This is a genomic window from Nocardiopsis mwathae (genome assembly GCF_014201195.1).
In the GTDB taxonomy this organism is placed as follows: Bacteria; Actinomycetota; Actinomycetes; order Streptosporangiales; family Streptosporangiaceae; genus Nocardiopsis_C; species Nocardiopsis_C mwathae.
Genome location: NZ_JACHDS010000001.1, coordinates 2,100,681 through 2,123,538, shown reverse-complemented (window position 1 = coordinate 2,123,538; position 22,858 = coordinate 2,100,681). Strand labels below are relative to the sequence as shown.

Genomic DNA, 22,858 nt, shown 5'->3' with positions numbered 1-22,858 from the left:
CCTCTGTGAACCGTGGACGACTGTCGGGTCACAGAAGAGCATGAATAACTTAACTGAGTCAAATTGTTGATCGAGTCACATGGTTTCCTTGGTCAACAGAGTGGCTACACTGGGCTCATGAACGAGCCGACAGGACTCCGGGAACGCAAGAAGCAGCGCACGCGCCGGGCCATCTCCGAGGCCGCGGTTCGGCTCTTCCAGGAGTCCGGGTTCGACCAGGTGTCCGTCGCCGACGTCGCGGCCGCCGCCGAGGTGTCCAAGCCGACGCTGTTCGCCTACTTCCCCAGCAAGGAAGACCTGGTCCTGCACCGGTTCGCCGACCACGAGACCGAAGCCGCACGCGTCGTGCGCGCACGCCACGACGGGGAGGCGCCGCTCACGGCGCTGCGCCGCCACTTCGTCGACGGGCTCGACCGCCACGACCCGATCACCGGACTCAACGACACACGCGAGGTACTGGACTTCCAGCACCTGCTGTACTCCACCCCGGCACTGCTGGCCCGCCTGCCCGCCTACATGCTGCGCGGAGAGGACGCCCTCGCCGAAGCACTGGCCGAGACCGGCGGCACCGACCCGTTCACCGCGCGCCTCGCGGCCGGCCAGGTCATCGCGACCCAGCGCGTGCTCTCCACCCGCAATGTCGAGGAGATGCGCGCCGGGCGCAGCGCCGACGACGTCCACCCGGAGGCCGTCGCTCGCGCCCACGCCGCCTTCGACCTGCTGGAGAACGGCCTCGGGTCCGCCTTCGGCCTCCCCTAACGGGCCAGAGGGCGGAGGAAACCGCCCTCCCGTCCCCGCCGCCCGAAAACGGGTTACCTCCCACGGCCGAGATCGGCTACGTTGTGCGCCATGGCTTTCCAGCAGCTCTACCAGTAATTCCGAGCCGCGGGCACCTCACCGCCCGCGAACGCTCCCGGCGCGCCCGTCGAATGCCCGGAGTGCAGGCACCGATTCAGCTGCTCCCTGCCCCGTTGAGCCTCCGCGCGCCGGTCCGATGTCCCTCGCACACAGAACCGCCATGACCTCGGAGGAACACCCGTGACCCGCCGTGCCCATATCGCCATGGTCTCCATCCCGGCCATCAGCCACGTCCTGCCCAGCCTGGACGTCATCCGCGAACTCGCCGCCCGCGGCCACCGCGTCACCTACGCCAATGACCCGCAGATGGCCGACGTCGTCAGCGGAGCCGGCGGCGAACTCGTCACCTACTCCACGACACTGCCGATCGAGGAGCACAGCCACGACTGGCCCGACGACCCTATCGCCGCGATGGACATCTTCCTCGACGACGCCATCGCCATGCTGCCGCAGCTGCGCGCAGCCTACGCCGACGACCGCCCCGACCTGTTCCTGATCGACATCGGCGGGACGGCGGCCCGCGTGCTGGCCGAGCAGTGGGACCTGCCCGTCGTCCAGCTCTCCCCCACCTACGCACCTTGGGACGGCATCGAGGACGAGGTGGGCGCGGAGCTGAGGCGGCTGCCCGGCGCCGATGCTTACCTGCAGAAATACCGGAATTGGCTGGCCGAGAACGGTCTCGATGTCCCCGCCGACCCCGACACCTTCTTCCTCCAACCGCCGATGCCCACCCTGGCGCTCATCCCGCGCGCCATGCAGCCCAACGCCGAGAAGGTGGACAGCGACCTGGTCACCTTCGTCGGCCCCTGTATCGGCGACCGCTCCGACCAGGGCACCTGGACCCGCCCGGCCGACGCGGACAACGTCCTGCTGATCTCCTTCGGCTCCGCCGTCACCAACCAGCCGGAGTTCTACCGCGAGTGCCTGCGCGCCTTCGGCGACCTGCCGGGCTGGCACGTCGTGCTGCAGATCGGAGCCGAGCTCGACCCGGCCGAGCTCGGCGACATCCCGGGCAACGTCGAGGTGCACCCGTGGGTGCCCCAGCTCGCGGTCCTGGAACAGGCCGACGCCTTCGTCACCCACGCCGGCATGGGCGGAAGCAGCGAGGGCCTGTACTGCGGGGTGCCGATGATCGCCGTTCCGCAGATGACCGACCAGTTCAGCAATGCGGACAAGCTGGTCGAGGCCGGTGTGGCCCGGCGCCTCGGCAGTGAGGAGGCGACGGCCGAAGCGCTGCGTTCGGTTCTGCTGGAGCTGACCGGCGACCCGAAGGTCGCCGAGAGCTGCGCCGCGGCCCGCCGGGAGCTGCGCGAGGAGGGCGGAACCCGCCGCGCCGCCGACATCATCGAGGGCATGCTGCCCTGACCCGCCGGTGCCCGGGTGCCGCCGCACGGTCTCGGCACCTGGGCACCGCCCCGACCGGGTCAGCCGTCGGCGGATGCTGCGGCGCGGTCCCGAACCAGGACCTCGATGCCGTCCAGAATCCGGCGCAGGCCGAACTCGAAGTCGCGGTCGGGGTCGTGGGCGGCCCCGTACTCGGCACCGGCCGCCTGCCCCACCTTGGCCGCGGTCGGGAACCGGGCCGCGTCGGAGACCATGGCCAGCAGCGGCGCGTGGGCGCGCCACCACTCCTCGTCGGTCATGCCCGACCGCTGGACCGCCTGGGCGGCCTCGACCGCGCCGCGCGCGGCACCGTGCACGTAGCCCGAGATGAGGGTGATGACCGAGTCCATCTCCAGGGGGGTCAGCCCGATGCCGTCGACCGCGCGCAGCTCGTGGTCGTACTTGGCGGTCTCGTTGGGCCCGAGCACGGGGCGGCCCGTCGCGACCTGCAGCATCCACGGGTGCCGGATGTAGAGCGCCCGGTTGTCCCGCGCGATCCGCTCCAGCCGGGCCCGCCACCCGCCGGCCGCGTCCTCCTGCCGCTCGGTCTCGCCGTAGACCGTGTCGAGCATGACGTCGGTGAGCTCGGCCTTTCCCGGGACGTAGGTGTAGAGCGACATCGTTCCCACGCCGAGCCGGTCGGCCACCTTGCGCATGGACAGCGCGGCCAGCCCCTCGGCGTCGGCGATCTCGATGGCGGCCCGGACGATCTTGTCGACGCTCAGGTCCGACCGGCCCTTGCGCGCCGGGGCGCCCGGAGTGCGCCACAGCAGCGCCAACCGCCGTGCGGGATCACCGCTCCCGCTCTGCTCCGTCGCCATCGGGCCTCCCCTGTCCAGCCGGTCCGCTCCTGAGCGGCCGAATGTGTCGGCCGACTGCACGTACGGTACACCGTACGGAAGCGTTCGGGTGGGACTGCTCCGCTGCTGAGTGGCGCGAAGACCAGCGGACCGACCACCGCACGCCCTGTTCCCACCGCTCTGGGACGAATCTCCAGGAAAGCGCTGCTGCCCCCGCGCTGTTCCTTTGGTGACATCGCTGACCGAACCCTGTTCGGGGTCAGGATGCTCACGCCAGTGGCGGGTTGCTAGATGGGCGCCAGAGGCAGCTTTACTCCGGCAGCCTCAGCCAGCCTGGTGATGTCATCTGGGTCGGAGGTCGCTACGGTAGCCCCAGTGTCAAGGGCGACCAGGACAACCATGGCGTCAACGACGTCGGTGCTCTCCGACAGGCCGAGGAGAACTCCGATGCGGCGGGCCATAGGCTCATCGATCTCGACGATTTCGCACAGCTTGACGAGTTGGGCGAGGCCTGCTTGCTTCGCTCCTCCACGCCACATCCGCGCCAAGACGGCGATGGGGAGAAGCGGTGGCCTGCCTTGAGCGACCTCTGCCTTGCATAGCCCCCACGCGCGACCCCGGGGATGTTTCTCCGAGTCACGCAAAGCGCCCGCATCCAGAACCAAGGGCCGGGCGTGCAGCGCTTTCACTCGGCATCCCCTGCACTGACGGCATCGAGCCGAGCGAGTGCTTCACGGCGGGCTATGGCATCCTCGGGGGGCTCGGGACGCCCCACACCTGTGGAGTCGAGGATGTCGTGCGCCCAGGCCTGGGCCTCCTCGTCAGGCTCACCGTACTCAGCGAAGTGCTCGGCCAGCGCCAGGCGCGCCTCCTCCAGGTCTGCCTCATGTCTGGCTGCACGATCGAGCCACGTTGACAGGGGCAACCCCGCTCTCTTGGCAGCACGGCGCGCACGGGCAACCGTCTCCGGGGCGAGCGAAACCGACAGTTTTTCTGCAGACATGGCACAGATACTACACTCGGGGTGCCACCAGCGGTAGCACTTTGCCGTCAAAGTCCCCTGTTCGTGCCTGCACCTTCGCGTCGCCGCACCGCCACCTCACTCGATCACCGATGCCGAGACCCGGGCACCACCGTATCGATATCGAGTGTTGCCCGACGTGGGGGATGTATATCGGAACATTTTGCTGCTAATTTCGACCCGCTGTAATTCGGACAGACCGCTGAGGAGACCCCTGACATGGCACAGCAGCAGCGCGAGCAGTGGGGCACGCGCGCGGGATTCTTACTGGCGGCGATCGGCTCCGCGATCGGGCTGGGGAACATCTGGCGCTTCCCCTACGTCGCCTACGACAACGGCGGTGGGGCCTTCCTCATCCCGTATCTCGTGGCGCTGCTGACCGCCGGTATCCCGCTGCTGATCCTGGAGTACACGATCGGCCACCGCTTCCGCGGCTCTCCGCCCGCCGCCTACCGGAAGCTGGCCCGCCCGGCCGAGGCGATCGGGTGGTGGCAGGTCCTGATCTGCTTCGTGATCGCGGCCTACTACGCCGTCATCATCGCCTGGGCGGTGCGGTTCGTCGGGTTCTCGATCGGCCTGCAGTGGGGCGACGACCCTGCCGGCTTCCTCTTCGGCGACTTCCTGCAGGTCGCCGAATCACCGGGGCCGATCTCCGGCTATGTGACGGGCGTGGCGGTGCCGCTCATCGCCGTCTGGGTGATCACGCTGGGCGTGCTGGCCCTGGGTGTCCAGAAGGGCATCGAGTGGGCGAACAAGATCTTCATCCCGATGCTCGTGGTGCTGTTCGGCATCCTGGTCGTGCGGGCGCTGTTCCTGCCAGGTGCCGCCACCGGCCTGGACGCGCTGTTCTCGCCCGACTGGTCGGCGATCACCAGCGGCGGGGTGTGGGTCGCGGCCTACGGCCAGATCTTCTTCTCGCTGTCGGTCGGCTTCGGCATCATGGTCACCTACGCGTCCTACCTGCGGCGCCGGGCCGACATGACCGGGTCGGCGCTGGTCGCCGGGTTCGCCAACAGCTCGTTCGAAATCCTCGCCGGTATCGGCGTCTTCGCGACGCTCGGCTTCATGGCGGTATCGGCCAACATCCCCGTCGGTGAGGTCGTGGAGTCCGGCATCGGCCTGGCGTTCGTGGCGTTCCCGCAGATCATCTCGCAGATGCCGCTCGGCGCGGTGTTCGGAGTGCTGTTCTTCGGGTCGCTGGTGGTCGCGGGGCTGTCCTCGCTCATCAGCATCGTGCAGGTCGTGGTCGCGGCCGTGATGGACCGCACCGGCCTGAGCCGCGTGCCCACGGTGCTGGGCGTCGGTGGCGCGGTGGCCATCGCCTCCATCGTGCTGTTCCCCTCCGACCAGGGGCTGTACCTGCTGGACGTCGCCGACCACTTCATCAACCAGTACGGCATCGCGCTTGCCGCGCTCGTCCTGGTGATCGTGGTGTCCTGGGTCGTCCGCGCCCTGCCGGGGATGCAGAAGCACGCCAACGCGACCTCCGCGGTCCCGCTGGGCCGGTGGTGGCGCATCACCCTGGGTGTCATCACGCCGGTGGTGCTGGGCTGGATGATGATCGACAGCCTCATCGCCGAGTTCCGTGAGAACTACGGCGGCTATGAGACCTGGGTCGTCGCATCCCTCGGCTGGGGTGTCGCGATCGGTGCCATCGTCATCGGCATCATCCTCTCGCTCGTGCCCTGGAAGCGCCGCGGCGCCGAAGGTGACGAATCGGACGTACTGGAAGAAGGGGCCCGCTGATGTCGGCCGGAGCCATCGTGATGCTGATCATCTCCGTCGTGATCGTGTGGGGCGGCCTGGCCGCGGCCATCTACCTGCTCCGCCGCCACCCCGAGCAGCCGGAGACCGAAGAGGTCCCGGCCGACCCGGCGGGCTAGGGCGTGTTCGACGGATCATTCCCGGCTCGCGGCCACCGGAACGACGCTCGCTGCGCCGCTCCACTCGTGAAGCCGACCTGGATTGACTTCGTGCAGCGGCTTGCGAGCGCCGCCCCGGACGGCCGCTCGCTCACCGGAAAGCATCCGCCAAACACGCCCTAGCCGCCCCGACCGGAGACCACGGCCGAACGGCGTTCGACACACAGAGGTGGCGCCCCGGCACCAGCCGGGGCGCCACCTCGCGCGTTTCGCGGCCGGGCGCGGACCGCGTCAGTGACGCGGTCCGCGCAGGATCAGCGCGCCGTCGGCGTCGAGGCTGCCGGTGGCACCGGTGCGCAGCCAGCCGTCGCGGAAGGCGTCGCGGGTCCGCCCGGGGGCGTTCCAGTACTCGCGGAAGACCTGTGGTCCGCGCACCTCGATGCCGCCGTCGGCGGCCGCGCGAACCTGCACACCCGCCAGGGGGAAGCCGACCCCGCCGGGGCCGCTGCGCCCGCCGATGTCCAGCGTGAAAACCCCGCACGTCTCCAGCGTGCCGAAGCCCTGGACCACGGGCATTCCGGCGCCGGTGAAGAAGTGGGTGAGGCGCTGGGGCAGGGGCTCGATGCCGGCGATGAAGCGCACCCGCCCGCCCAACCGGTCGCGGACGCGCGTGTACAGCCATTCGTGCATCGCGTGCGAGACGCGCCGCACCAGCCCCTTGCGTCCGGCCTTGCCGTAGTCGACGGCGTGGTCGACCGCGGACTCGAACGCGCGCAGGTTGTCCCAACCGGGGTTCTTCGACTTCTCCACCTCGGTCGCCCGCTCCAGGTCGTAGACCTCCGAGAGCAGGCGTCGGCGGGTGAACAGGAACGTCGGACGGAACGTCGCGATCTCGGCCAGGGAGGCGGAGGTGCGGGCCGGGAAGCCGACGCGGACCCGGGCCATGAGGCAGGCGATCAGCACGGTCTGCCCGAACAAGCCGGTGAGCGGAACGTGCAGCAGCGCGGTGGGCGGCCCCTCCGGGGCGTCGTCGAGCAACGGCCGCAGTCGGCCGACCAGTGCCTCGGCGGCGGCGAGGAGGTTGCCGTGGGTGAACACGGCGCCGTGGGTTCCGCGCTGCGTGGTCGGCGGGTGGATGATGGCCGCGACGTCCTCGCGGGCGACGTCCTGGCGGCGGAACAGGACGGCGGAGGGGTCGACGTGTGCGCCTGCGGCGACGATGGCGCGCAGGCCCGAGCCCCGGGTCGGACCGCACCCGTCGGGCCGAGGGCCGTCCAGGCGCCACACACGGGTGAGCGCGTCGAGGCCGCCGTGGATGTCGGCGACGGCGCGCAGGTGCCGCCGGGTCTCGACGATGGCGGCGCTGGGCGAGGTGTCGCGCAGGATGTGCTGGAGGCGCGCGGGCGAGCACGCCGGGTGGACGGGGACGAGGACGCCGCCGGAAGCCCACACCGCGAACGCGAGTAGCGCCCATTCGTGCCGTGTTCCGCAGGCGAGCACCACGCGGTTGCCCGGAGCGATACCGGTGGCGATGAGCCCCTGGGCGACGGCCGTGACACCGCTGGCGAATTCGTGGGCGGCGATGTATTCCCATTCACCGTCCGCCCCGTATGCGAACCCTCCCTCGCCCGCTCTGGTGGCGGTCTGGTAAGGGAGGTCGGAAAGACCGTGGAAGTGCGGACTACGTGAAAAGCTGTTCGCGCGCCGGTCTCGCATGTCAGAGCAATCCTCCGCGCGGCAGGGCGCTATTCGGCGGCGCGGCGCCGACCCCCGCGATTTTCCTGTGCGGCCACGTGATCCCCCTACCTTCCAGGTTCTTTCGGTGGAATGCAAATCACCGCGGAGTCGATTGGTTGAAACTTGAACGGATATCGCCCGGCCGATCCTGGACGGGTGGAGTGGTGGGATCGTCGACACAACAGGCGAAGCGGGCGGGCGAGAGCCGCGGCGGTAGCCGCATCAGCGCCGTTGGGGGCCGTGCACCGGGAGGCCGCCGACGACCGGGCGGCGACACCGGCGGCAATGGTCCGGCATCCGGTCATACCCTGATCGCATCCTCGCATTTTCCAGCGGCGATCACTATCCGTTTCGAGTCAATACCATTATCCGCGGGCGGAGTCGCGGATCTGGACACCCCGAGCAGCCGCATCTATTCTCCTGCAGGCGCCCCGATCGAGGCGAAAGGAGGAGAGCGTGGAGAAGGGCGGAGTTCGCGGCCACCCGTTCCGCTCCCCCAGATTATCCACCGCCCGCCCACCGACCGCGGGCACGGGCCGACCGGATCGCCGAACCGGCGGACCCACGCCGACCACACGACCGCACCGGACCACGGGCGACCGTGCTCTCGCTCCGCCTCCCCTCACCCGGCGCGACCTCCCCCCGCACGCGCCTCCCCGACCCCCTGGAGTCCGCAGTGACGGCACCCTCCCCCCTCCCGGGCGACTCCCGCCTGCGCGCCGGTGTGCGGCGCATCGGCGGCAACCTCGCCGGGATGGTGATGCCCAACATCGGGGCGTTCATCGCCTGGGGCCTCATCACCGCGCTGTTCATCCCCACCGGCTGGTTCCCCAACGAGACCCTCGCCACGCTCGTCGATCCGATGATCATGGTGCTGCTGCCGGTGCTCATCGGCTACACCGGCGGGCACCTCGTCCACGGCCAGCGCGGAGCGGTGGTCGGGGCCACCGCGACCGTCGGCATCGTCGTCGGCGCCGACATCCCCATGTTCCTCGGCGCCATGGTCATGGGGCCGCTCGCCGCCCAGGTCGTGAAGCTCTTCGACCGGTTCGTCCAGCACCGCGTCCACCTCGGCTTCGACATGCTGGTGAACAACTTCAGCGCCGGCATCATCGGCGGGGCCATGGCCGTCCTGGGCATGCTCGCCATCGGCCCGGTGGTGGGGGCGGTGACCACCGCACTCAGCGGCGGGGTGCAGTTCCTCGTCGACCTGCGCCTGCTGCCCCTCGTCTCGCTCCTCGTCGAACCGGCCAAGGTCCTGTTCCTCAACAACGCGGTCAACCACGGCATCCTCGGCCCCCTGGGCGCCACCGACGCAGCCGAGACCGGCCAGTCCATCGCCTTCCTCATCGAGACCAACCCGGGCCCGGGGCTGGGGCTGCTGCTGGCGATCCTGTTCTTCGGCACCCGAACCGCGCGCATCTCGGCCCCCGGCGCCATCATCATCCACTTCCTGGGCGGAATCCACGAGATCTACTTCCCCTACGTGCTCGCCCAGCCCCGCCTGATCCTCTCCGTCATCGCGGGCGGCGCCTCGGGCGTGCTCGTGTTCACGCTGATGGGCGCGGGCCTGGTCGCCACCCCCTCCCCCGGCAGCATCATCGCCTACCTGGCCGTCACCCCCAGGGGCGGGCACCTCGCCGTACTGGCGGGTGTGGCCGTCTCCGCCGCCGTGTCCTTCGCCGTCGCCGCCGCGCTGCTGCGCTTCGGCCGCGACGGACGCGCGACCCGGTCCACCACCTCGGAGGTCTCACCGTGAACACCGTCAACGGATCCGATGTCCGCCGCCTCGTCATCGCGTGCGACGCCGGCATGGGGAGCAGCGCGCTGCTGAAATCTCAGCTCGCCCAGACCCTGGCGCCCTACGGGGTCCAGGTGGAGCACGCCCCCGTCGACCGCGTGCCCGCCGGAGCCGACCTGGTGCTGTGCCACGAGCTGCTGGCCGCCCGCGCGCGGGCCGGAGCTCCCGAGGCGGTCGTCAAGACGTTCTCCCAGTTCCTCGGCGACCCGGTGTTCACCGAGATCGTGGAGGCGGTCAAGTCGGGAGGACGTATCGCGGGCTGACCCGGCGCCTCAGCCGCGCCCGGTCGCTCAGCGCGGGCGGCGGGGGACGGCGACGCGGTCCAGGTCGGCGGCGAGGACGATCTCACCCCCGAACTCCGCTCCCGCCTCGGCGAGGAAGCGGGCGTCGTCGCCCGGCTCGTAGCGCTCGGAGACGTGCGTCAGCACCAGCCGCCGCACCCGTGCCTCCGCCGCGATACGACCGGCCTGGGCCGCGGTGAGGTGGGCGTAGGACGCCGCGAGCGCGGCTTCGGACTGCAGGTAGGTCGACTCGATCACCAGCAGGTCGGCGCCGCGGGCCAGGCGCACCGCGTTGGCGCACACCGCGGTGTCCATGACGAAGGCGAACACCTGGCCGGGGCGGGGCTCGGCGCACTCCTCCAGCCGGACGAGCTCTCCCGCGGCGTTGCGCACCCGCCCCTCGCGCAGCAGGGCGCCGACCGCGGGGCCGTGGACGCCGCGCGCGGCCAGGCGGCCCGGCAGCATGCGCCACCCGTCGGGCTCGGCCAGCCGGTAGCCGTAGGTCGGGATCCGGTGCCGCAGCGGCAGCGCCGTCACCGCGAGCCGCCCGCTGCGGTCCTCCGGCCCGCCGCGCAGTTCCTCGTCGAGGAGGGCTGCCTCCCCCTCCACCGGGTGCTCGGCGATGGCGTCGGTGTCGCCGAACGCCGTTGCGTGCCGCAGACGGCGCCAGTACTCCTCCCCGGCCCGTGGGAACACCGCGTGCACCGGGTGCTCGACGCGGTCGCGCGCGATCCGCTGGACGACCCCGGGAATCCCGAGGCAGTGGTCGCCGTGGAAGTGCGTCACGCAGATGCGGGTGACGTCGTGGGCCGACAGCCCGGCGAAGCGCATCTGGCGCTGGGTGCCCTCGCCCGGGTCGAGCAGGACTCCGTGGGCGTCCCAGCGCAGGAAGTACCCGTTGTGGTTGCGCCGCTTGGTCGGCACGGCACTGGAGCTTCCCAGGATCACGAGTTCACGCGCTGACATGGGCGTCATCATGGCAGTTCACCGCCGTGGGAACGAATCCATCCCCGGTCAGGCGCCCCGGGCGCGGCCGCGGTTCGCCCCTCGTCCGCATCCGGCCGGAGGGAAATTCCACGCCGGCGGTCGAACCGCGCGTCCATCCGCCGCGACCAGCGCAAACCCGGCGGGCATCTCCACCTCGAACGCCAAGAACCCGGGCACTCCCGGACGATCCGCGCCGATTGATCTGAACCGGGGCGCGCACCACTCCGTGATGGGGGTGGAACACAGACGCGGCGGACGGCTTCGGGCGGGACTCCCGGCAGACGTCCGCGGTGGCGACTCGACCGAGAGGACATTCCCGTGCAACGCACGAAGAAGCTCATGCCCCTGGCAGTCGGGCTCATCGCGGCCCTGGTGCTCGCCGGATGCAAGGACGGCGACCCGCAGTCCCTGAACCCGGCCAGCGACGGCGAGCAGAACGAAGCCGGGCAGGAGGGCGACGGCGACGGCAAGAAGGACCAGGACCTGGCCTCCCCCACCAAGCTCAAGGTCAAGGACCACGACGAGCTCGGCGACATCGTCGTCGACGAGAAGGGCTTCACGCTCTACCGCTTCGACCAGGACACCGCCGACCCGCCCGCCTCCAACTGCGACGCCGACTGCGAGCAGAAGTGGCCGCCGGTGTGGGCCGGCGAGGGGATCACCATCGAGGGCGGCGACGACTCCGAGGCCGGAACCCTGGAGTGGGACAACGGCCAGGAGCAGGTGACGCTGGGCGGATGGCCGCTGTACTACTACGCCGGTGACACCGCCCCCGACCAGACCAACGGCGAGGCGATGGGCGACGCCTGGTGGGCGGTCAGCCCCACCGGTAAGAAGGCCAAGGACGACAACGGGGCCGAGGACGCGGACGAAGGCGCCGAAGAGCAGAACGCCGCGGAGGGCGACGGCGGCCAGAGCGGCGAGCGCCAGTGGTCGTCGGAGAAGACCGTGTTGAAGACCAAGCAGGACCCCGAGCTCGGCGAGATCATGGTCGACGGTGAGGGCCGCACGCTCTACCGCTTCGACCAGGACACCGCCGACCCGCCCGCGTCCAACTGCGACGCCGACTGCGAGGAGCAGTGGCCGCGGCTGATGGCCGGCAAGGAGGTCGAGATCGACGGGAAGAAGGCCAAGTGGGACGGTAGCGACTCCGAGATCGGGCTGCTGGAGTTCCCCGACGGAACCTGCCAGGTGACGCTGGGCGGATGGCCGCTGTACTACTACGTCGGTGACACCGCCGCCGGGCAGACGACCGGCGAAGGCGTGGGCGACGTGTGGTGGGCCGTGAACTCCGAGGGGAAGCGCGCCAAGGACGTCAACGGCGGTGGAGGCGGCGCGTCCGCCGACAAGGGTAACGGTGGCGGTGGTGGCGGAGGCGGCGGCTACTAGGCCCTTCTTCCCACCTCTCCCCTGCCCCACGAGACCGGGGTGCCGCGCGGGCCTGGCGCGGCGCCCCTCCCGTGTCCGGCCCGGCGGGCGTCCCTCGCTCGCTGCCTCGACCCCGCTCCCGGACACGCGAACGCGACGGCCCTTCTTCCCCAGGGCCGTCGCTTCGTCGTGTGCGTTCCTTCCGTTGATCTCGGAGATATCGGGGCCTCAGCGGCATTTTTGACCCCAATATCTCCGAGATCAACGCGGACACGGGCGGGAAGGTGCCGTCCGGAGGCCTTTCGGGCCGGGCGGGTGGGTGCGGGACGCCCGGAGCGGTGGTTGGGCCACCCGAGAGGCCCCCGAGCGGGCACCCGCAGGAACGCGCTTTCCGCACCACTCCCCCGTCGATCTCTGGGCTAGCGACCGGACACCGGCGAGAATTCGGTCGCTAGCCCAGAGATCGACGGAAGATGAGTGGCGGTGACCCGTACGGGTCACCGCCACTCATCTTCCGTCGTGTAGAGCCGGCCACCGGCCCATTGTCCGGAATCCATGTCCGCGCGGGGAACGGACGCCGCGCGGGCGCGGGTCTGTTCAGACCTCGACACGGAGGAATCGCTCACCTTCGAAGTTCCACACCTCCACGGCCTCCACGTTCTCGGGGGCGATGAGGGCCGCACCGTCCAGGGTGGTGCCCTCGTCCTCCCCCTTGGCCGAGGTGAGCCAGCTCCCGGCGGTCTCGCGCTCCTTGTTCTTTCCGACCACGACCAGGCGGCACTTCTCGCCCTCCGGGATCCCGGAGATCGCCGCGCTGACCCGCACCCACCCGTTGGCCGGCTCGATGGTGACCTCCCCGCTCGTACCCGTCTGCGGGTCCTCACTGGAGATGGTCACGGTCCCTTCCGGCGCGTCGGGCGGCTCGGTGGGCGCCGTGGGGCTGGGGGCCGCCTGCGGGGGCGGTTCGGGCACGGTGCCCCGGCCGACCGCCACGCCGCCGCCGACGAGCACCGCCGCGGCGGCCACAGCGGCGGCCGACACGACCAGCCGCCGCCTCCTCCCCGCGCTCGCGCGCTCCTCCCGCACGCTGCGCAGCGTGCGCTGGAGTAGCAGGTCGCCGCCTTCCGGTGGGCCGGTGAGCATCGCTTCGGGGGGCAGATCGCCCAGTGTCTCCTTCATCTCACGGAGTTCCGCCAGTTCGTCGCGGCATTCCGCGCAGTCCGCCGCATGCCGCTCCACGACGGCTGCCTCTTGGGGATCCAGCGTGCCCAGGACGTAGGCACCGAGGAGGTAGCCGTCCTGGTGTCGCGTACCGCTCATCCCGCTGCCTCCTTCAGCACGACCTCGCGTTTCCTGAACATGTCTCTGAGCGCTCTGAGCGCGTAGTGGGACCGGGACTTGACCGTACCCGGTGGCACGCCCAGCACTTTGGCCGCCTCTCCGACGCTCCGGTCGCGGAAGTAGACCTCGACCAGGACGTCGCGGTGGTCCCCGGACAGCTGGTCGAGGGCCTCCATGACGACCATCGAGTCCACGACGGAGTCGGCGTGGTCCTGCGCGATCGCGCTGATGGGGGTTTCGGCGACCTCCTTGGGGCGAGCCTCCCGGGCGCGTATCCGGTCGGTGACGATGTTGCGGGCGACCGTGAGCAGCCACCCCCGCACCGACCCCTTTCCGCTCACCAGGGCTTCGGAGTGCCGCCATGCCCGGATGAGGGTCTCCTGGACGACGTCCTCGGCCGCCGCCCGGTCGCCTGTCAGCCGGGTGGCATAGGCCAGTAACGCGCGTCCGTGCTCCTCATAGAGCGTCCGAATCAACGCCTCGTCGGAGGCCGTCATCCGGTCGCGGGACAACGCACGTGTCATCCCTTGCTCCCTCCTATCCGGTGCGCGCAGCACCGGCAGAACCGCATCGGCTCGTGCCTGGGACACGACTGCGGGTCAGTTTCGGTTCAACAGAGGGGCGGCCGGTGAGCTGCACATGCGGTGTCGAGGGCCCGGCGTGCGGGCGGGGCCGTCGGTTGCGAACCGGCCGCCGTCAGATGGGGTCGATCGCGAACGGTCCTGGGGACGATCCGGGGAATCGGGACATCGGGGAAAGCACCCGAGGGCCTTTGACGGCGTCAGTATCCCAGTGCGATCGACGGGTCCGAGTGGGGCGTGTGCCCCTATCGGTGCAGTTCCTGGGGAAACAGGCCAGGTCAGGGAGTTGTCGGCTGCTTCGGTCGGGGGACGGTCGAACCCGCGGACGGGTCGGGACCGGGTATGCCCGATCGTCGGGCCAAGGACGCAGCACAGGGGGCGGCCCTGTGGGTGAGGAAGGCAGGACAGGGCGGGGTGTGGGGGGATTCGGTCATTCGGGGGGTCTTCCCGGTTGGGGTCGGGGGCGACCAATAATGGCAGCGCCACCCCGTGGTGGTCCAGAGTCCGGTGTGGCAGAAGTGAATCAGCGTGAAACGCCGCGCGCGATGGCCGTGGGGCGTCAGCGCCCCTGGGCGCCACCGGACTCGCGGTGCCAGCGGTCGAGCAGGTCGGGGATCTCACCGAGGATGAACGCGTAGAAGTCGTGCATCCGCTTGAGGCGCTGGCCGGCCACGCTGTCCTCGCCGGTGGCCTCCAGGCCGGTGCGGGCCGCGCTCAGCATGGCCTCGATGACGTGGTTCTGCTTGGTGAACAGGGTGGCCCAGGCGTCCTTGCGCAGGCGGTGGTGGTCGCGTCGGCTTCCGGCCACGGGAACGCGTTCGAGCAGTCCCACGGTCGTCAGCATCCTGATCGCCCCGGAGACCGAACCCGCGCTGACGCCGAGCTCTTCGGCGACCTCGCCCTGGGTCAGCGTGGGCTGCTCGGTGAAGAGGAAGGCCGTCAGGACGCGGGCGGTCATGCGCTGCATCCCGCCGTCCGTGAGGACCAGGGCGAGCTGTTCGGCGGTCTGGCGCCGATCCGGTGCTGCCGACACTCCGGTCGTCTCCGTTTCTCTGCCTCGGTACTGCGGCCGTGCGGCCCTCCCACCTGCACCTCGCAGGATATCGACGGTTCCGGAATCACGGAGTCTTCAGAAATTTCTGAAGATTCGATAAACTCAATGGAGTCGGGGCCGCCGCAGGCGGGCACGATGGTGTGCCGGGGAGCCTGGTCGGCGTGCCACGTCCGCCCCCACTCCGTGGGAAACACCGAGGAGCCACCCATGACCACCCCGATCGACGCCGACGGCATCATCGACCCGGGCGCCCCGGAGCTGAGGGCCGACCCGTTCACCGGGTACGCCGCACTGCGGGAGCGGGCCCCGCTGCTGCGCGCGACGATCCCCATCACCGGCGAGCCGGGCTGGATCGTCACGCGCTACGACGGCGTCAAGGCGGTCCTCTCCGACGCGCGCTTCGTCCGGGACCGCGCCTCCATCCCCGGCTTCGAGCACGACGACACCCGGCTCCGCCTCCTGGCCGACGCCGGCCTGCCCGAGGAGTACGCGCGCTACATGGTCAGCCTGCTCGACCTGGACGGCGCCGAGCACGCCCGGCTGCGCAAGCACGTCTCCCGCACCTTCACCGTGCGCCGGATCAGCGAGCTGCGCCCGCGCATGGAGGAGATCGTCGACGGAATCCTCGACGGGCTCCCCGGCACCGCCGACGAGAACGGTGTCGTCGACCTCCAGGAGCGGTTCGGCTACCCGTTCAGCATGACGGTCATCTGCGAACTGGTCGGCATCGACGAGGAGGACCGGCCGCAGTGGCGCCAGTGGGGCCGGGAGATGGGCCTGGGCGACCCGGCCCGGTTCGCCGCGGCCGTGCGCGATCTGGTCGACCACGTCCACGAGCTGATCGAGCGGCGACGGGCAGAGCCCCGGGCCGACCTGCTGACGGGCCTCGTCCAGACACACGACGAGGACGGCGACCGGCTCACCGACGGCGAGATGGTCATGATGGTCCTGACCCTGGTCATGGCGGGCCACGACACCACCGCCACGTTCATCGCCAACGGGACCGCCGACCTGCTCACCCACCCCGACCAGTTCGAGCTGCTCAAGCGCCGGCCCGACCTCCTGCCCCGCGCGGTCCACGAACTCCTGCGCCGCGTAACCCCCGCAACCCACGTGGGGGTCCGCTACGCGGCCGAGGACGTGGAGATCGGCGGCACCACCGTCCGGCGGGGCGACGCGGTGACACCGATCCTGGTCGCCGCCAACCACGACCCGCGCCGTTTCGAGGACCCCGACGCCCTCGACATCACCCGCGAGCCGGGTGGACGCCGCGAAACCCACGTCGCGTTCGGCCACGGCATCCACTACTGCCTCGGCGCCGCCCTGGCCCGCCAGGAGAGCGAGGTCGCGTTCGGCAAGCTCTTCGAGCGCTACCCCGGCATCGCCCTGGCCGTGGACCCGACCCAACTGGTCCGCGTCCCCCTGCCCGGTGCCTGGCGCCTGGCCGGCCTTCCGGTTCGGCTCTGAGCCCACGCCCACACCACCCGGTGGGCGGGTCTCTTCCACGCGCCGCCCATCCCACTCACGGTCCGCCTGCGCCGCTCTGCGGGACAGGGCGCACAGGTCGGAGACTCGGGCGTTTGGCGGTGCGGCCGTCGCCGGAGGAGCGACCGCGCAGGCGGCGACCGATCCACGGGCCGAGGAACGACGCGGCCCAGCGCGCCTCCCCCGCAGCGGCGCGCCATCCGGTGGGGCGGGGGCACGGCGTCGGCAGCGGCAGGGTCCAGGAGTCGTCGCTGCCGGGCAGGTCCAGGGCGTGGGCGACCGCGGCGGCGATCCGCTCGTGGCCCAGCGGGCTGGCGTGCAGCCGGTCCGGGCTCCACAGGCGGGGGTCGGTGACCACCGGATGGTGGGCGGTCTCGGCGACGACGACGCCGTGCCGCCCGGCCGCCTGCCGGATGCGCTGATTCAGCGCGGTGGCACGGGAGCCGATCGGGCGGGCGAGCGGGGTGATCCGCGCGACGTCGGGGAAGGTGAGCGTGGCGACGCGGGCGCCGTGGCCGGTCAGGGCCGCGAACATCGCCTCCAGGTGGCCGGCGACCTCATCGGCGTCGAATCGGGGGCGCAGCAGGTCGTTGACCCCGGCGACGACGGTGGCGAGGTCGGGACGGAGGGCGAGGGCGGGCGCGAGCTGTTCCTCGTGTACCTGCCCGGCGAGGCGGCCTCGGACGGCCAGGTTGGCGTACCGGGTGCCGGGGTGGTGCGCCGCGATCCGCTCGGCGAGGCGATCGGCCCACCCCCGCAAGCCCACGGTGTCGTCGCCGTCGCCGACGCCTTCGGTCTGGCTGTCGCCCAGGGCGACGAAGCGCAGGTCGTCACTGCTGGGCATGAGCGGCCTGTCTTTCCCGCAAGACCGCGACGGCGCGTCGGCACCAGTCCCGGTTTCCGCGTTCGAAATCCAGGCCGCGCATGCAGGTGAGGTAGGGGCCGATGCGTTCGCCGTCGCGGAGGAACTCCTCCTCGCCGAGATCGCCGCGCATCTTCTGCGCCAGGGCGTCGAACAGCCGGATCTTGGCCTCGGCGAAGGCGGCCCGCTCGGTGAGCTGCGCGATGAGCGCCCCGGTGTCGACGTGGTCGGCGGCCTGGACCTTGACCAGCAGGTCGTCGCGGATGAACGAGGGCTTGGCGGTATCGGCCGCGAACCGGTCCAGCTCGGCCAGTCCGGCGTCGGTGACCTGGAAGAGGCGCTTGTTGGGCCGGGTGTCCTGGACCACCTCTCGGCCGCTGATCAGGCCTTCCTTCTCCAGCTTGGCGAGCTCGGCGTAGAGCTGCTGCGGGAGTGCGTGCCAGAAGTTCGCCACACCCGTGTCGAACGCCTTGGCCAGCTGGTACCCGCTCAGCTCCTCGTCGAGCAGCGCCGCCAGGATGGCGTGCCGCAGAGCCATCGGACCATCTCCTCACCCGCCCCTGTTCGGACACTACCTCCGCATGATACTCAATAAAATGACTAATCACATCCATGACCATGAGGAGGGGCGATGGCCACCGCCGACCGCTTCCGAGCCGCTGTCGACAGCCGCGACATCCTTAGCCTGGAGGGCCTGCTCACCGAGGACATCCGGCTCTACAGCCCGGTGAAGTTCGCCCCGTTCGAGGGAAAGCCGATGGTCCTCGGCCTCTTCGGGGTGCTCCTGCGCACCTTCGAGGACTTCCGATACGTCGGACACTTCGACGGCAGCGCCGAGACCAGCACCGACGGCACCGCAGCGCCGTCAGCGGGCCTCCTCTTCCGCGCCACCGCCAACGGCAAGCAGATCCACGGCATCGACCTCCTGCACCTCGACCATGACGGGCGGATCAAGGAGTTCACTGTGATGGTCCGCCCGCAGTCCGCGGTTCAGGCCCTGGGCGAGGCGGTCCTGGCCGGCTTGGCGGCCGACGGCCTCACGGTCGAGGGCCCATGAAGGTCGTGACGCCCGGCATGACGTAGGCCGCCAGGTGCTCGCCGGTGAGGGTGGAGCCGTCGGCGACGAGGTCGGCGGGGGTGCCCTCGAAGACGATCCGGCCGCCGTCGTGGCCCGCTCCGGGCCCGAGGTCGATGATCCAGTCCGCGTGCGCCATGACCGCCTGGTGGTGCTCGATGACGACGACCGACGTCCCGGCGTCCACGATCCGGTCGAGCAGGCCGAGCAGCTGCTCCACGTCGGCCAGGTGCAGGCCGGTGGTCGGCTCGTCCAGAACGTAGACGCCGCCCTGCTCGGCCATGCGGGTGGCCAGCTTGAGCCGCTGCCGCTCCCCGCCGGACAGCGCCGTCAGCGGCTGGCCGAGGGTGAGGTAGCCGAGCCCGACGTCGGCGAGCCGGTCGAGGATCCTGTGCGCGGCCGGCGTGCGCGCCTCCCCGCCGCCGAAGAACTCCCGGGCCTCGGCCACCGACATCGCCAGCACCTCACTGATGTCGCGCCCGCCGAGGCGGTAGTCCAGCACCGCCGCGCCGAACCGCCTTCCCTCACACTCCTCACAGGTGGTGGTGACGCCCCGCATCATCCCGAGGTCGGTGTAGGTGACCCCGGCGCCGTTGCACTCGGGGCAGGCTCCCTCGGAGTTGGCGCTGAACAGCCCCGGCTTCACCCCGTTGGCCTTCGCGAACGCCTTGCGGACCGGGTCGAGCAGTCCGGTGTAGGTGGCAGGATTGGAGCGGCGGGACCCCTTGATCGGGGTCTGGTCGACCACGACGACCCCGTCGCGCCCGGCGAGGTTCCCGTCGATGAGCGAGCTCTTGCCGGAGCCCGCCACACCGGTGACGACGGTGAGCACACCGGTGGGGACGTCGACGTCGACGTCCCGGAGGTTGTTCTGCCGCGCCCCGCGGATCTCCAGTGCGCCGGTGGGTGTCCGCACCGCCTCCTTGAGCGCGGCCCGGTCGTCGAGGTGGCGGCCGGTGAGGGTGCCGCCGGCCCGCAGCCCCCCGACGGGGCCCTCGAAGCAGACGGTGCCGCCATCCATACCTGCGCCGGGTCCCAGGTCGACGACGTGGTCGGCGATCGCGATCGTCTCCGGCTCGTGCTCCACGACCAGCACCGTGTTGCCCTTGTCGCGCAGCCGCAGCAGCAGCTCGTTCATCCGGTGGATGTCGTGGGGGTGCAGGCCCGTGGTGGGCTCGTCGAACACGTAGGTGACGTCGGTGAGCGAGGAGCCGAGGTGGCGGATCATCTTGGTGCGCTGCGCCTCGCCCCCCGACAGTGTCCCCGAGGACCGGTCGAGCGACAGGTAGCCCAGCCCGATCTCCGCGAACGAGTCGAGCGTACGCCGCAGCGCCGCGACCAGAGGTGCCACGGACGGCTCATCGAGGCCGCGCACCCACTCGGCCAGGTCGCTGACCTGCATCGCGCACGCGTCGGCGATGCTGATGCCCTTGATCTTCGACGACCGGGCCGCCTCGCTGAGCCGGGTGCCGCCGCAGTCGGAGCAGGTCTGGAAGGTGACCGCCCGGTCCACGAACGCCCGGATGTGCGGCTGCATCGCCTCCTTGTCCTTGGCCAGGAACGTCTTGTCGATCTTGGGGATCAGCCCTTCGTAGGTGTAGTTGACCCCTTGGACCTTCACCTTGATCGGCTCGTGGTACAGGAAGTCGCGCATCTCCCTCTCGGAGAACTCGCGGATCGGCTTGTCCGGATCGAGCAGACCCGACTCGGCGTAGATCCGCACGGTCCACCAGCTGTCCGACTTCCAGCCGGGGATGGTGAACGCGCCCTCGGCGATCGACTTGGAGTCGTCGTAGAGCTGAGTGAGATCGATGTCGGAGACCGTGCCCCGGCCCTCGCAGCGAGGACACATGCCGCCGGTACGGGTGAACGTCTGCTTCACCGGCTTGGTCTTGCCGACGCCGCGCTCGACCGTGATCGCGCCGCTCGCCCGGACCGAGGGGACGTTGAAGGCGAACGCGCCAGGCGAGCCGATGTGCGGCTGCCCCAGGCGGCTGAACAGGATGCGCAGCATCGCGTTGACGTCGGTGGCCGTGCCGACCGTGGAGCGGGCGTCGGCGCCCATCCGCTCCTGGTCGACGATGATCGCGGTGGTGAGCCCTTCGAGCACGTCGACCTCGGGGCGCGCCAGCGTCGGCATGAAGCCCTGCAGGAACGCGCTGTAGGTCTCGTTGATCATCCGCTGCGACTCCGCGGCGATCGTGTCGAACACCAGCGAGCTCTTGCCCGAACCGGAGACGCCGGTGAACACCGTCAGCCGACGCTTCGGGATCTCGACGCTCACGTCCTTCAGGTTGTTCTCGCGGGCACCGTGCACACGGATCAGACCGTGGCTGTCGGCGACGTGCGGGGCGGGCGATGGCGGGTCTGCCGCCGAGGGCTTACTCATCGTGACTCCATCGTTGGGGCGGAGCGGCCGCCGACGTCATGCGAAGGCTTCCTGACCGCGCGGAGGGCGCGGATCGTCCGACATCGCCCGGCAGATCAGCGAAGTTCCTGGATACGGATCATGTTGCCCGCGGGATCGCGCACCGCGCAGTCCCGGGCTCCCCACGGCTGGTCGGTCGGCTCCTGGATGATCTCGGCCTCCTCGGCCTGCAGCCGTTCGAACGTGCCGTCGAGGTCGCCGGTGGCCAGCATGAGGCTGGCGTAGGTGCCCTTGGCCATCATCTCGGTGATGGTGCGGCGCTCGTCCTCGGTGACGCCGGGGTCGGCGGCCGGCGGGTGCAGCACGATGGACGTGCCCGGCTGGCCGGGAGGGCCGACGGTGTTCCAGTGCATCCCGCCGTATTCGACCTGGTTGCGGACCTCGAAGCCGAGCGTGTCGCGGTAGAAGGCCAGAGAGGCCTCCGGGTCGTCGTGCGGCAGGAACGTGGCGTGAATGGTGATGTCCATGGCGGTCACGTTATTTGGGGCTCGGGAGTCCGCGCTTCTCGATTCCTGACCGGTCGGGTCACCTGCCTGGCCATACACGACGGCATGCCCGCTACCGCGGACGCCGCCCGGTGCTTGTAGGCGCTGGGCGGCATGCCGACCAGCTCGGTGAACCGCGTGCTGAAGGTGCCCAGCGACGCGCAGCCGACCGCGAAGCAGACCTCGGTGACGCTGAGGTCACCGCGCCGCAGCAGCGCCATCGCGCGCTCGATGCGCCGCGTCATCAGGTAGGAGTAGGGCGACTCGCCATAGGCGCGCCGGAACTCGCGGCTGAGATGACCGGCCGACATGTGCACACCCCGCGCAAGCGCCTCGACGTTCAGCGGCTGCGCGTACTCCCGGTCGATCCGATCGCGCACACGCCGCAGCCGCGCGAGGTCGCGCAGGTGCTGCTCGGCGGTGGATCTGCTGGTCATGTTCGACATCTTGCCATCCGATCCCGTCGTTTCCCAGCAACGTGACGAGGAGCCCCGACCGGTCGCGTCGCATGTGGATGACGGCGCTTCTCCCGGACTGCCCGAACGTCGTCGCCGCTCGGGACCGAAAGTACTTCTCCCCGGTTCGGGCCGTCGGAAAGTGTGAGACCAGGGGAAACGAAAGGAGCACGTGATGAGTGAACACGGCACCTCCACCGTGCTGGTCACCGGCGGCGCACGCGGCATCGGGGCGGCCGTGGTCCGCGCGGTTCACCGCGCGGGCGCTTCCGCGATCATCGCCGACATCCTGGACGACACGGGCGAGCGGCTCGCGAAGGAGTTGGGCGACCGTGCACACTACGTCCATCTGGACGTGACGAGCCCGGAGGACTGGACGGACGCGGTGGCTGCGGCCGAACGCGCGGCCGGCCCGCTCACATCGGTGGTCAACAACGCCGGGATCCTCGACATCGCGCCGATCGAGACGCAGCCCGTGGAGGACTTCCGCCGGGTACTCGATGTGAACCTGTTCGGGACCTGGCTCGGCATGCGTGCGGCACTCCCGTCACTGCGGCGATCGGGCGGGGGAAGCATCGTCAACATCTCTTCCACCGCCGGCATGCAGGGATACGCCGGGATCGGTGCCTACGTCGCCAGCAAGTGGGCCGTCCGCGGGCTGACCAAGACGGCGGCGCTGGAGTTCGCCGCAGATGGTGTTCGCGTGTGCTCGGTCCACCCGGGGCCGATCCGCACGCCCATGACCGCCGAAATGGACGACTCCGTCGTGGCCGGCCAGCCCATACAGCGGTTCGGTGACCCCGAGGAGGTCGCCCGAATGGTCCACTTCCTCCTCACGGAGGCGACGTACTCGACGGGAAGCGAGTTCATGGTCGACGGCGGCGCCATCGCGGGCACCACACTCCCGCTCGACACCACGTAGGGCCCGGGGCCGGGCGTTCCGGACGTCCTCCTCCGCCTTCGCCGAGTCCCCGGGATCACACCCCGGCACGGC

At 70.5% G+C, this 22,858-nt stretch carries 22 protein-coding genes; 10 read left to right on the top strand and 12 right to left on the bottom strand.

The genetic code is table 11. The annotated features are described in order from the left end of the window. Positions 1 to 117: 117 nt before the first annotated feature. Both HNR23_RS08885 and HNR23_RS08880 read left to right on the top strand, forming a co-directional pair. A complete protein-coding gene (locus HNR23_RS08885) occupies positions 118 to 759 on the top strand; it encodes a TetR/AcrR family transcriptional regulator (protein ID WP_184074940.1) in 642 nt (213 codons plus the stop codon). Between the two features lie 303 nt (positions 760 to 1,062). Beyond that, entirely contained in the window at positions 1,063 to 2,223 is a 1,161-nt protein-coding gene (locus HNR23_RS08880) for a macrolide family glycosyltransferase (RefSeq protein ID WP_184080104.1), read from the top strand. A gap of 59 nt (positions 2,224 to 2,282) precedes the next feature. Here HNR23_RS08880 and HNR23_RS08875 read toward each other — a convergent pair whose 3' ends face one another. Together HNR23_RS08875 and HNR23_RS08870 are read right to left on the bottom strand one after the other, a co-directional pair. Next, a complete protein-coding gene (locus tag HNR23_RS08875; RefSeq protein WP_184074939.1) occupies positions 2,283 to 3,062 on the bottom strand; it encodes a TetR/AcrR family transcriptional regulator in 780 nt (259 codons plus the stop codon). A gap of 664 nt (positions 3,063 to 3,726) precedes the next feature. Beyond that, a complete protein-coding gene (locus HNR23_RS08870; protein ID WP_184074938.1) occupies positions 3,727 to 4,044 on the bottom strand; it encodes a hypothetical protein in 318 nt (105 codons plus the stop codon). 237 nt (positions 4,045 to 4,281) lie between these two features. On the opposite strand from HNR23_RS08870, the gene HNR23_RS08865 reads away from it, so the two are divergent. Further along, positions 4,282 to 5,808 carry a sodium-dependent transporter gene (locus HNR23_RS08865; RefSeq protein WP_184074937.1) on the top strand — a complete coding sequence of 509 codons (1,527 nt, stop codon included), beginning with the start codon at positions 4,282 to 4,284 and terminating at the stop codon, positions 5,806 to 5,808. Beyond that, on the top strand, positions 5,808 to 5,945 hold the full coding sequence (locus HNR23_RS08860; RefSeq protein WP_184074936.1) for a methionine/alanine import family NSS transporter small subunit: 138 nt from the start codon (positions 5,808 to 5,810) through the stop codon (positions 5,943 to 5,945). Before HNR23_RS08865 ends, HNR23_RS08860 begins: the two co-directional genes overlap by 1 nt. A 270-nt stretch (positions 5,946 to 6,215) precedes the next feature. Here HNR23_RS08860 and HNR23_RS08855 read toward each other — a convergent pair whose 3' ends face one another. Next, positions 6,216 to 7,640, bottom strand: a complete 1,425-nt coding sequence (locus tag HNR23_RS08855; RefSeq protein WP_184074935.1) for an AMP-binding protein — start codon at positions 7,638 to 7,640, stop codon at positions 6,216 to 6,218. Between the two features lie 697 nt (positions 7,641 to 8,337). Between HNR23_RS08855 and HNR23_RS08850 the strand changes: the two genes are divergently transcribed. Together HNR23_RS08850 and HNR23_RS08845 are read left to right on the top strand one after the other, a co-directional pair. Continuing rightward, the gene (locus tag HNR23_RS08850) at positions 8,338 to 9,420 is read left to right on the top strand and encodes a PTS mannitol transporter subunit IICB (RefSeq protein WP_343070487.1); all 1,083 of its coding nucleotides are present in this window, start codon (positions 8,338 to 8,340) and stop codon (positions 9,418 to 9,420) included. After that, a complete protein-coding gene (locus HNR23_RS08845; protein ID WP_184074934.1) occupies positions 9,417 to 9,725 on the top strand; it encodes a PTS lactose transporter subunit IIB in 309 nt (102 codons plus the stop codon). The genes HNR23_RS08850 and HNR23_RS08845 overlap by 4 nt, the downstream gene beginning before the upstream one ends. A 27-nt stretch (positions 9,726 to 9,752) precedes the next feature. Here the strand turns inward: HNR23_RS08845 and HNR23_RS08840 are convergent, their stop codons facing one another. After that, on the bottom strand, positions 9,753 to 10,709 hold the full coding sequence (locus HNR23_RS08840) for a ribonuclease Z (protein WP_184074933.1): 957 nt from the start codon (positions 10,707 to 10,709) through the stop codon (positions 9,753 to 9,755). A 339-nt stretch (positions 10,710 to 11,048) separates the two neighbouring features. Between HNR23_RS08840 and HNR23_RS08835 the strand changes: the two genes are divergently transcribed. Beyond that, positions 11,049 to 12,119 (top strand): hypothetical protein, encoded by a 1,071-nt coding sequence (locus HNR23_RS08835; RefSeq protein ID WP_184074932.1) that lies wholly within the window; start codon positions 11,049 to 11,051, stop codon positions 12,117 to 12,119. A 576-nt stretch (positions 12,120 to 12,695) separates the two neighbouring features. On the opposite strand, the gene HNR23_RS08830 is transcribed toward HNR23_RS08835, so the two are convergent. The 3 genes from HNR23_RS08830 to HNR23_RS08820 all read right to left on the bottom strand — a co-directional run bounded on the left by HNR23_RS08830 (position 12,696) and on the right by HNR23_RS08820 (position 15,053). Then, positions 12,696 to 13,418 (bottom strand): zf-HC2 domain-containing protein, encoded by a 723-nt coding sequence (locus HNR23_RS08830; RefSeq protein WP_184074931.1) that lies wholly within the window; start codon positions 13,416 to 13,418, stop codon positions 12,696 to 12,698. Then, positions 13,415 to 13,963: a sigma-70 family RNA polymerase sigma factor gene (locus HNR23_RS08825; protein WP_184074930.1), complete on the bottom strand. Its 549-nt coding sequence runs from the start codon at positions 13,961 to 13,963 to the stop codon at positions 13,415 to 13,417. Before HNR23_RS08825 ends, HNR23_RS08830 begins: the two co-directional genes overlap by 4 nt. 616 nt (positions 13,964 to 14,579) lie before the next feature. After that, positions 14,580 to 15,053 (bottom strand): GbsR/MarR family transcriptional regulator, encoded by a 474-nt coding sequence (locus HNR23_RS08820; RefSeq protein WP_343070486.1) that lies wholly within the window; start codon positions 15,051 to 15,053, stop codon positions 14,580 to 14,582. 228 nt (positions 15,054 to 15,281) lie between these two features. On the opposite strand from HNR23_RS08820, the gene HNR23_RS08815 reads away from it, so the two are divergent. Beyond that, positions 15,282 to 16,541, top strand: a complete 1,260-nt coding sequence (locus HNR23_RS08815; protein ID WP_184074929.1) for a cytochrome P450 family protein — start codon at positions 15,282 to 15,284, stop codon at positions 16,539 to 16,541. A gap of 55 nt (positions 16,542 to 16,596) precedes the next feature. Here HNR23_RS08815 and HNR23_RS08810 read toward each other — a convergent pair whose 3' ends face one another. Continuing rightward, complete coding sequence (locus HNR23_RS08810; protein WP_184074928.1) at positions 16,597 to 17,403, bottom strand: SGNH/GDSL hydrolase family protein; 807 nt, start codon at positions 17,401 to 17,403, stop codon at positions 16,597 to 16,599. Then, entirely contained in the window at positions 17,390 to 17,959 is a 570-nt protein-coding gene (locus HNR23_RS08805; protein WP_184074927.1) for a PadR family transcriptional regulator, read from the bottom strand. The genes HNR23_RS08810 and HNR23_RS08805 overlap by 14 nt, the downstream gene beginning before the upstream one ends. Before the next feature lie 93 nt (positions 17,960 to 18,052). Here HNR23_RS08805 and HNR23_RS08800 point away from each other — a divergent pair, with 93 nt between their 5' ends. Then, a complete protein-coding gene (locus HNR23_RS08800; protein WP_184074926.1) occupies positions 18,053 to 18,478 on the top strand; it encodes a nuclear transport factor 2 family protein in 426 nt (141 codons plus the stop codon). On the opposite strand, the gene HNR23_RS08795 is transcribed toward HNR23_RS08800, so the two are convergent. The 3 genes from HNR23_RS08795 to HNR23_RS08785 form a co-directional block, all read right to left on the bottom strand. Continuing rightward, positions 18,459 to 20,885: an ATP-binding cassette domain-containing protein gene (locus HNR23_RS08795; protein WP_184074925.1), complete on the bottom strand. Its 2,427-nt coding sequence runs from the start codon at positions 20,883 to 20,885 to the stop codon at positions 18,459 to 18,461. The genes HNR23_RS08800 and HNR23_RS08795 overlap by 20 nt on opposite strands. A 95-nt stretch (positions 20,886 to 20,980) precedes the next feature. After that, positions 20,981 to 21,391, bottom strand: coding sequence for a VOC family protein (locus HNR23_RS08790; RefSeq protein WP_221308070.1), 411 nt, complete (start codon positions 21,389 to 21,391; stop codon positions 20,981 to 20,983). A gap of 5 nt (positions 21,392 to 21,396) precedes the next feature. After that, positions 21,397 to 21,846: a helix-turn-helix transcriptional regulator gene (locus HNR23_RS08785; protein WP_184074923.1), complete on the bottom strand. Its 450-nt coding sequence runs from the start codon at positions 21,844 to 21,846 to the stop codon at positions 21,397 to 21,399. A 193-nt stretch (positions 21,847 to 22,039) separates the two neighbouring features. Here HNR23_RS08785 and HNR23_RS08780 point away from each other — a divergent pair, with 193 nt between their 5' ends. Beyond that, positions 22,040 to 22,786 (top strand): SDR family oxidoreductase, encoded by a 747-nt coding sequence (locus tag HNR23_RS08780; RefSeq protein ID WP_184074922.1) that lies wholly within the window; start codon positions 22,040 to 22,042, stop codon positions 22,784 to 22,786. The last annotated feature ends 72 nt before the right edge of the window (positions 22,787 to 22,858 follow it).

Excerpts from the sequence above, each read along its gene's own strand:
- HNR23_RS08780 (WP_184074922.1), top strand. The coding sequence starts at position 22,040 with ATGAGTGAACACGGCACCTCCACCGTGCTGGTCACCGGCGGCGCACGC.
- HNR23_RS08855 (WP_184074935.1), bottom strand. The coding sequence starts at position 7,640 with ATGCGAGACCGGCGCGCGAACAGCTTTTCACGTAGTCCGCACTTCCAC.
- HNR23_RS08865 (WP_184074937.1), top strand. The coding sequence starts at position 4,282 with ATGGCACAGCAGCAGCGCGAGCAGTGGGGCACGCGCGCGGGATTCTTA.
- HNR23_RS08870 (WP_184074938.1), bottom strand. The coding sequence starts at position 4,044 with ATGTCTGCAGAAAAACTGTCGGTTTCGCTCGCCCCGGAGACGGTTGCC.
- HNR23_RS08815 (WP_184074929.1), top strand. The coding sequence starts at position 15,282 with ATGACCACCCCGATCGACGCCGACGGCATCATCGACCCGGGCGCCCCG.
- HNR23_RS08790 (WP_221308070.1), bottom strand. The coding sequence starts at position 21,391 with ATGGACATCACCATTCACGCCACGTTCCTGCCGCACGACGACCCGGAG.
- HNR23_RS08785 (WP_184074923.1), bottom strand. The coding sequence starts at position 21,846 with ATGACCAGCAGATCCACCGCCGAGCAGCACCTGCGCGACCTCGCGCGG.
- HNR23_RS08825 (WP_184074930.1), bottom strand. The coding sequence starts at position 13,963 with ATGACACGTGCGTTGTCCCGCGACCGGATGACGGCCTCCGACGAGGCG.
- HNR23_RS08810 (WP_184074928.1), bottom strand. The coding sequence starts at position 17,403 with ATGCCCAGCAGTGACGACCTGCGCTTCGTCGCCCTGGGCGACAGCCAG.
- HNR23_RS08860 (WP_184074936.1), top strand. The coding sequence starts at position 5,808 with ATGTCGGCCGGAGCCATCGTGATGCTGATCATCTCCGTCGTGATCGTG.
- HNR23_RS08840 (WP_184074933.1), bottom strand. The coding sequence starts at position 10,709 with ATGTCAGCGCGTGAACTCGTGATCCTGGGAAGCTCCAGTGCCGTGCCG.
- HNR23_RS08830 (WP_184074931.1), bottom strand. The coding sequence starts at position 13,418 with ATGAGCGGTACGCGACACCAGGACGGCTACCTCCTCGGTGCCTACGTC.
- HNR23_RS08795 (WP_184074925.1), bottom strand. The coding sequence starts at position 20,885 with ATGAGTAAGCCCTCGGCGGCAGACCCGCCATCGCCCGCCCCGCACGTC.
- HNR23_RS08875 (WP_184074939.1), bottom strand. The coding sequence starts at position 3,062 with ATGGCGACGGAGCAGAGCGGGAGCGGTGATCCCGCACGGCGGTTGGCG.
- HNR23_RS08880 (WP_184080104.1), top strand. The coding sequence starts at position 1,063 with ATGGTCTCCATCCCGGCCATCAGCCACGTCCTGCCCAGCCTGGACGTC.
- HNR23_RS08885 (WP_184074940.1), top strand. The coding sequence starts at position 118 with ATGAACGAGCCGACAGGACTCCGGGAACGCAAGAAGCAGCGCACGCGC.
- HNR23_RS08805 (WP_184074927.1), bottom strand. The coding sequence starts at position 17,959 with ATGGCTCTGCGGCACGCCATCCTGGCGGCGCTGCTCGACGAGGAGCTG.
- HNR23_RS08800 (WP_184074926.1), top strand. The coding sequence starts at position 18,053 with ATGGCCACCGCCGACCGCTTCCGAGCCGCTGTCGACAGCCGCGACATC.